General features: G+C 50.5%; 8 protein-coding genes. 3 read left to right on the forward strand and 5 right to left on the reverse strand.

Translation table 11 applies throughout. The annotated features are described in order from the left end of the window. The first annotated feature begins 275 nt into the window (after nt 1-275). Nucleotides 276-626 carry a PerC family transcriptional regulator gene (locus tag V6942_RS23190; RefSeq protein ID WP_106930651.1) on the forward strand — a complete coding sequence of 117 codons (351 nt, stop codon included), beginning with the start codon at nt 276-278 and terminating at the stop codon, nt 624-626. Here V6942_RS23190 and V6942_RS23195 read toward each other — a convergent pair. Further along, nucleotides 623-1360: a helix-turn-helix domain-containing protein gene (locus V6942_RS23195; RefSeq protein WP_223878973.1), complete on the reverse strand. Its 738-nt coding sequence runs from the start codon at nt 1358-1360 to the stop codon at nt 623-625. The genes V6942_RS23190 and V6942_RS23195 overlap by 4 nt on opposite strands. Before the next feature lie 178 nt (nt 1361-1538). On the opposite strand from V6942_RS23195, the gene cfa reads away from it, so the two are divergent. Continuing rightward, complete coding sequence (gene cfa, locus V6942_RS23200; RefSeq protein ID WP_106930653.1) at nt 1539-2693, forward strand: cyclopropane fatty acyl phospholipid synthase; 1155 nt, start codon at nt 1539-1541, stop codon at nt 2691-2693. A 61-nt stretch (nt 2694-2754) separates the two neighbouring features. On the opposite strand, the gene V6942_RS23205 is transcribed toward cfa, so the two are convergent. After that, complete coding sequence (locus V6942_RS23205) at nt 2755-4023, reverse strand: amino acid permease (RefSeq protein WP_182967831.1); 1269 nt, start codon at nt 4021-4023, stop codon at nt 2755-2757. A gap of 276 nt (nt 4024-4299) precedes the next feature. Continuing rightward, the gene (locus V6942_RS23210; RefSeq protein WP_420107862.1) at nt 4300-5613 is read right to left on the reverse strand and encodes a glycoside hydrolase family 10 protein; all 1314 of its coding nucleotides are present in this window, start codon (nt 5611-5613) and stop codon (nt 4300-4302) included. Between the two features lie 244 nt (nt 5614-5857). Here V6942_RS23210 and V6942_RS23215 point away from each other — a divergent pair, with 244 nt between their 5' ends. Beyond that, a complete protein-coding gene (locus tag V6942_RS23215) occupies nt 5858-6862 on the forward strand; it encodes a zinc-binding dehydrogenase (RefSeq protein WP_333501864.1) in 1005 nt (334 codons plus the stop codon). On the opposite strand, the gene V6942_RS23220 is transcribed toward V6942_RS23215, so the two are convergent. Then, nucleotides 6852-7136, reverse strand: coding sequence for a VF530 family DNA-binding protein (locus V6942_RS23220; RefSeq protein WP_106930670.1), 285 nt, complete (start codon nt 7134-7136; stop codon nt 6852-6854). The two genes, V6942_RS23215 and V6942_RS23220, sit on opposite strands and share 11 nt — an antisense overlap. 212 nt (nt 7137-7348) lie before the next feature. Continuing rightward, complete coding sequence (locus V6942_RS23225; RefSeq protein WP_182967965.1) at nt 7349-7714, reverse strand: hypothetical protein; 366 nt, start codon at nt 7712-7714, stop codon at nt 7349-7351. Nucleotides 7715-7939 lie beyond the last annotated feature (225 nt).

The raw sequence follows: 7939 nt of genomic DNA on the forward strand, positions 1-7939 counted from the left end.
CCTATCTCTTATCTGGAGATACAGCTACTGTCTGGTGTTTCAGGGGGCTACATCAGCGTTGCGCCGCTGGCGTAATGACAATTTTCGATGGTATTGGGCCAATTGATGGCCGCTGTTGTGCGCAACGATGCCGTTCAGGCATAGCAAGTATGAATATTCAGTATAGAAATAGAGCCAAACAGGCATAGACAGTGGGGATATTTTGTATTTATCATACAAATGAAGTGAGCCACAGCGCATACGCGTATTATTCATTTATCCGTGGGTTTTTGATTATGTCCGCCGAAATTAATGCACTCATTGTGCTTGCCCAACTGAACGAAACGAAAGGCTTTTACCGTCGAGCTCTGCGTCTTTGGCGAGAAATTTCAACGCATTTTGATGCCGACAAGGCTCAGTGCCGACTGGCTTCGGAGAAAATAGATAACTGCAGTTTACATCTGCGTATCAAATCACCCCATGATGCGCCAGCAGGGAACGACAAAAAACAGCATGTTGAACGCGATAAATTAAAAATTCAGCAGCTTCTGAAGCAGGGATACAGCATTAAAGAAGTGCAGCATATGACCGGAAGGTCGAGCGCGTTTATCTACAAATATAATCCCCGTAGTAAACCAATCCATTAGTAACTCGATGGGGGTACACCGAATGCCTGGCGAAAGGCAAAGCTAAATGCGGCCGTGCTGGAATAGCCGACATCAAGGGCAACGGCGGTCACGTTTTTATTTTTTTTCAGCAACATTACCGACTCGAGAATGCGCATTTTTTGTTTCCAGGCGCCAAACGGTAAGCCAGTTTCTTTTTTAAAATGACGTGAGAAGGTACGGGCCGACATACCTAAATGATCGGCCCAATATTCCATCGAATGCTCTAATGCAGGCGATTCCTGTATAGTCCGACAGACCTCTATCAGCGCCGCATTATGTGGCCACGGTAGCATCAACTCCACTTCCGGTAGTTTCAAAATAACGTCCAGCAGGACGCTGACCAACTGACCATCTTTACCTTTAATATCATAACGTTCTGGTATATTTGTGGTAGCGTAATGGATAAACTCGCGTACAAAATCGCTGATGGCCACCATTTTACAGTCATCGATCGGCACCGGTAAAAACGCGGGCTCGATATCCAGACTCTCCAGGTGCACTTCATCCAGTGCCCACACCGCATGTTCGGTATTATGCGGTATCCAGATCCCATAGTGGGCAGGTATCACCCAGCATTTCCCCGCGACATCAATTCGCATGCTGCCCGTATGAGCAAAATGGAACTGCGCGAAGGAGTGGCTATGATTGGCAACATGATTATTGGCTTCAAGCACATACGAACGAAAGTACACCGACTGCGGCAGCTCTTTCATCGAATTATCCTGCGATGAAAACCACCGTTTTGCCTGTATGGTTGAGAAAGAAGGGCGCTCGTCCATCGTTATGGCGTCTACTCGATAAATATTGTCCTCACATCATAATACATACCATCGTGTTATCAATAATAATCTTGCGCAGAAAATACTGACTTCTAATTTATGGAATAGAATTATGGCGACGGTTTGCTCAGACGTAATAAATGTTGAAGAATTGAATGATAATTGGTCGCGAATGGGCAACGAACTGCTCCAGCAGGCGGATATTAAAATCAACGGCTCGCGCCCGTGGGATATTCAGGTGCATCACGCTGATTTTTTTAAACGCGTATTTCAACAAGGTTCGTTAGGCTTTGGTGAAAGTTATATGGATGGTTGGTGGGATTGTGACCGGCTGGACATTCTGTTCTGTAAAATTCTTCAGGCCAAACTGGATAAACAGATGCCGGGAAATCTGAAGGATATTCTGCAAATTGCCAGCGCGAGATTGTTTAACCTACAGTCGCGCCGACGCGCCTGGATTGTCGGTAAAGAGCATTACGATATCGGTAACGATTTATTTTCCAGGATGTTAGACCCTCACATGCAGTACTCCTGTGCTTATTGGCGTACGGCAAGTTCTCTGGAAGAGGCGCAAGATGCCAAGCTGAAAATGATTTGCGAAAAATTGCAGCTCCAGCCCGGCATGCGTTTGCTGGATATCGGCTGCGGGTGGGGCGGTTTGGCCGAGTACGCCGCTCGCCACTATGGCGTCAGCGTTGACGGCGTGACCATTTCGCAAGAGCAGCAAAAAATGGCACAGCAGCGCTGTGAAGGGCTTGATGTGAGCATTCTGCTGCAGGACTATCGCGATCTGAACAGAAAATACGATCGTATTGTTTCCGTTGGGATGTTTGAGCACGTTGGTCCCAAAAATTACGACACCTATTTCAAGGTCGTTGACCGCTGCCTGAAGGCCGACGGGCTGTTTTTACTCCACACTATCGGCAGTAACGAGACCGGGGTTAACGTCGACCCATGGATTAACAAATACATTTTCCCGAACGGCTGCCTGCCGTCAATTCGTCAGATCGCCAACGTCAGTGAATCCAGGCTGATTATGGAAGACTGGCACAACTTCGGTAGTGATTATGATAAAACGCTAATGGCCTGGCACCAGCGCTTTAATGCGGCATGGCCCGACATAGCCACGCACTATACTCCGCGTTTTCGTCGAATGTTCAACTATTACCTTTGCGCCTGCGCCGGTGCATTTCGCGCACGTGATATTGAACTCTGGCAGGTATTGTTCAGCCGGGGAACCGAAGGCGGGATGTACGTTTATCGGTAAACTGTTAAAACGGGCTGGACCGATAGTCGGTGCCAGCCCATCGTCATATTAATAACTGAGATCAGAACATCCCGTACAGCAGGGCGGAAACGGTCAGTACGCCGCTGGCCATGACCATCGCGGAGAGCATACCTCGCAGTGGTTTCAGCGCTTCGCGGGTGAAAATCAGCCAGGTTGGAATAATAAACAGGAAGATCGCAATTAATGGCCCGCACAGGGTTTCAATCATATTAATGACGTCCGGGTTAAGATAAACAACCGCCGATGTGATAATAAACATCAGCACGGAAATGATTAATTTGGCCTGTTTAATATGGCTGGTGCGTTTAATGCCAAAAAGATCTGCCGCCAGGACATTGAACGTTTCGGCAACCGGCATCGAGATCCCCAAAAATGATTTAGTCATCCCCAGAATCGCAATCAACGGCGCCAGATAGATCATCACGCTCATACCGTCGTTGCCGCCGATAACCGACAGCACATTAAGGTTTTGCGCCTTAGCCATTTCAAACGTTTCGCGCGGGGTGCTCAAAATACAGCTCAGTACGAAAAAGAGAATACTGAAGAAAATCAAACCATAGGCGTGCCGAATAACACGAACGGACTGCGTCTCGCCACCGTTGCCAGGTTCGCGATACCAGGAAGCCAGTGCGGGAATCAGCGGCGCGGAGCACAGCGAGAAAGCAATCAGCGGTAGGGTTAACCACAAATCCTTCAGAGAACTGCTGGCCGACGTTGAATGGGTTGATTGCCACGCATGGGCGATATTGCTGAAATCCCAGGCCGGAATCTGTGACGCCGCCACCACAATAATAGCAATGGCGAACGGCAGCGCAAGGGCGCTCATGGTGCTGACGACTTTATCACGACCTTTGCTTAGCACCAGATGCAAAATTGCCAGCACAACCAGCGTCAGAGTCGCGCGGTTAAAGCCGGTGAAGTGCAGGCGTTCGGTCAGGAAATGGCTGAGGGCGTTAATCAACGAAACGGCGTAAACCAGCGTCACCGGATAGTGTGCAACGCAGAAAAACAGCTTCATCAACTGACGTCCCTTGGCGCCGAAGAACGAACCAAACAGCGGCAGCGTGCGATCGTTCTGCTCGTCCGCCGGGTTGTCGCGCATAAAGACACGGCATATCAGCACGTGGGGAACTAACGACAGCGGAAAACCGAGTAGCAGTAGTAGAATAAAGACCAGCGGACCGCGCGTACCAATTTCTACCGGCAGGAATAGCGTGCCTGCTCCGACGGTAGCGCCATACACACCCATCATCCAGATGGTGTCCTTTTTCGTCCATTGAGGACGAGATACTTCGGTTTCTTTATTCATAGTACTCATAAATATTAGAATTAACGCAAGCGTTAACGAGCGAGTGGTTGGTATCCAAACGGGAATGAGAAGGTAGAGGGGGTTATTTTATTTTTATTTCAGGCCGTAAACTGGCCCTTTTCAAGATACTACTGGTACTTCGGCAGGCGTCGCAAGCTATTTTTATTAACGATCGTTAGTTTAGATATATTAATGATAATAATTCACAGCTATGTAACTTATATCGCTTTTTATTAAAAAAGAGCCGGCCGCATAACGGCCGGTTCAGGGTAGACGTTAATTACCCCAGCGGTCTTTTAAATAATCAACCGCCTGCTGGGTTTGCGGTTGCTCCAGATAACCTTCGCGGAACAGGATGGTTCCGTTGATGTTTGATGCAGATTCATTGAGGTCAATTTGCTTTTTCAGCTCCGGAACGCCGCCTTCGATGGTCCAGTCCGGCTCGTTCTTTGACGGTTCACCCACTTTATACAGCGCGATGCCAATGTACAGACGCGTGTTAGTCGGCTTCACTACATCCGCCCACCATTTGGCTAACACATCGTAGCGCGCCGCATCACGGGCAAAGGGCCAGTAGATCTGTGGGGCGATATAATCCAGCAAACCTTGTTGTACCCATTGACGCGTATCAGCATAGGATTCATCGTAAGCCGCCGCGCCACGGGTATCTGACCCGGCCGGGTCATGCGAACGGTTACGCCAGACCCCAGCCGGACTGACGCCAAACTCGACGTTCGGGTTCAACTGTTTAATCGTGCGGGATACCTGGGCGATCAACTGCTGAGTGTTACTCCGACGCCAATCGGCTTTGGAGGCATAACCCTGGCCATAGCGGCGGAATGTGGCGCTGTCATTCAGCGAAGAGTTAGCGGTTTCGGTGTAGAAGTAATCATCGAACTGAACGCCGTCGACGGGATAGCGCGACACGACTTCCGCCACAATACTGGTGATCCAGTCACGGGCCTCCGGAATTCCGGGGTCGAGCACAAAGCGATCGCTCGCCGTACGAATCCAGTCACGATGCAGCACAAACACGCTCGGTGGCGTCATCGAGAGGGTGCTATTGAGCGCCGAAACGGTCGACGGTTTAGTATTAGTGGAAACCCGGTACGGGTTGAACCACGCATGGACTTTCATTCCACGCTTATGGGCTTCATCCAGCATAAACTGCAGCGGATCGTAGCCAGGATATTCGCCAATATTGCCGGTCATGACGTCGGACCACGGTAGAATATCAGACTTCCACAGCGCGGTGCCGTCAGGTTTAACCTGGAAAAACACGGTATTGATACCGAGATTTTTGAGCCTGTCGAGCTTAGCCCGCAGCGCCGCCTGCTGCTGGTCAATACGCTGAGTGGCGCTGCCGGCATTGATGGAGCTTATTGGCGGCCAGTCCAGGCGTGAAACGGTCGTCAGCCAAACGCCACGCATCGGTTGATTGCTCTGCTGTGATTTGCCCGGATTCACGGTGGACGGCGGCGTGGTTGGCTGCTTCGAATCACAGCTGACCAATAACAGGGCGGCAACAATCAGCGCGCTGGCCTTTTTCAAAGTGGAGAGACGGAAGAAGCGGTAAGAGCTGGGAGTCATAGGTGCCGTTTTTCGGATTGTCACGAGTGGAGAACATTTTCGTACTATTTACGGCGAAGTCAATTGGTTAGCCAGTAGCAAATAGGGTCTTTACTAACCCAGAGCAATGAATGTACCGTTACTCAATACGATGAGCTGATATCAGTCCTGATGATGACTACTATAAAAGAAGGTAATTTGCCTTATTTCAGTACATTTCTTATCTTTGGAAGTCATGCTCCTGGAAAATAGGTAAAGAAGACTTATGTCGAATAATATCCCACACGCGCAGACGCATCTGGCCTGGACCTGGCAAAATAGTGCCGAACCCCATGACCTGCAGCTGGAACGTATTGCGATCCCGCAGCCGGCTGCCGGTGACGTGCTGGTGCGCAACCAGGTCATTGGCCTGAATCCGGTTGACTGGAAGGTGCTGACCCCGGGGCTGGTCGATTGGCAGACAGGACACGTTCCGGGCGTTGACGGGGCCGGAACCGTGGTAGCACTGGGCGAGGGCGTTGATAAACGCTGGTTAGGCAAACGAGTTGCCTATCATCAAAGTCTGGCCAGGCCCGGCAGCTATGCTGAACTTACCCCGGTGGCCGCGCGGGCACTTATGGCGATTCCTGATGCGCTAAGTTTTGACGTTGCCGCCAGCATTCCTTGCCCGGCGCTGACCGCCTGGCTGGCCATTGAAAAGCTACCCGCTATTCAGAATGCACCGCTGTTGATTAGCGGCGCCGGTGGTGCGGTGGGCCATTATCTGGTGCAGTTCGCCGCAGCCCGCGGCTTTGCGATTACCGCGATGTGCAATCCGCGACACTGGCCACGTCTGCAGGCCATGGGGGCAGCGCACTGTATTGCCGGGCCACTGGCGCCGGAACAGGTCTGGCCGGAAGATAAAAACGGCACGTTCTTCGCCGTTATTGATAGCGTCAATGAAGATCACGCTGCGCGCCTGACGCCGGCGCTTAAGGCGAACGGACATATTATTTGTATTCAAGGACGGCTGACGCAGTGGCCGTGTGCACCTTTTGGCAGAACGTTGTCTATGCACGAGGTGGCACTCGGTGCGCTGCACTGGTACGGGGATGATGAGGCCTGGAACGATCTCACCACTGCGGGAGTGCAGATATTCGACGATCTGGTGAATAACCGTTTGGTTGCCGAAGAGACCGTCGCCGTCGATTTTGATGAACTGCCGCAGCTCCTTGATAAACTGCGCTATCGCCAGTTTAGCGGCAAACCGCTGGTGCGGATTAACCCTTAGCGCGGTGATTCGCCCACGGATCGAACGCCGGTTCTGCCGGCGTGATTTCCACATCACCATTCAATGAATCCAGATACAGCGCTTCAACTTCCGCGCGTGCCCACGGAGTCCGACGCAGAAACTTCAGGCTCGATTTTACGCTTGGCTCATTCTTGAAACAGTTGATGTTAATCAGCTTGCTTAACTGCTCCCAGCCGTAACGCGCGACCAGCGCGTTTACCTGCATTTCCAGGGTAACGCCGTGTAAAGGATCTTTAGATGTATGCACAGTGATGGAATTCCGTTGTGTCTGATAGTTCGGCGAGGGAAGGGTACAAGAAAGCGGAGTCAGCGGCAATGCCAGCGTTTACTGTATGTTTTTTCACCCAATAAAACCGCGCAGCTACGTAAAATCTGACCCACTATGACACAGCGAAAATCACAGAATTCGCGTAGCGCTAGCATAATCGATAATTTATCAATAAATCAGTACGTTACATTTGTTTTTCAGAAGCAACCGTGCTGTGTTATGTATTTTCCGACCCAAACCACGGTTTCCGTGTTCGGATCAACATTGAGCACGACGTTGCGAATCTGCGGGCAAAACAGTTCCTGACTGGTTTTCGCACATTCCAGCTGTTTTAAAACCTGAACACCCGATTCTGTATCAACGTGGCTGAGCCTGGCATCGCGATCGCAAACAAAGCCTGCAGCGCTGATTTTTTCTTTCGCGGCATCCAGACGCAGACCAACGATATTAAGACGATCGACTTCCTCAGCATGTGCGCTATCAGAGACGCGCGTTAATGAACAGCCGGCCAGGAGAAAGGTAGCAAAGCACAGCAAAACGGTTTGATGGCGCGGCGTTGGCATCAGGCTTCCGAGAGCAATAAAGGATGTAAAGAAAGTAGACGCTAAACGCAGGCGCCGCAATGAAATAGAATTAAATGAGGACAAAACATCCCAGAAGGTTAAGGGGGATGTGGTGGAGTCGGTAAAGGACTGGGTTATGGTGTTGGTTCAAATTCAATTTAACATAATATACATTATGCGCACCAACATAAACCAAGGGAGAATCCAGTGATTTGTGGGCATCCT

Origin of the sequence: Kluyvera genomosp. 2 (assembly GCF_036759865.1) — a bacterium.
Classification (GTDB): domain Bacteria; phylum Pseudomonadota; class Gammaproteobacteria; order Enterobacterales; family Enterobacteriaceae; genus Kluyvera; species Kluyvera ascorbata_B.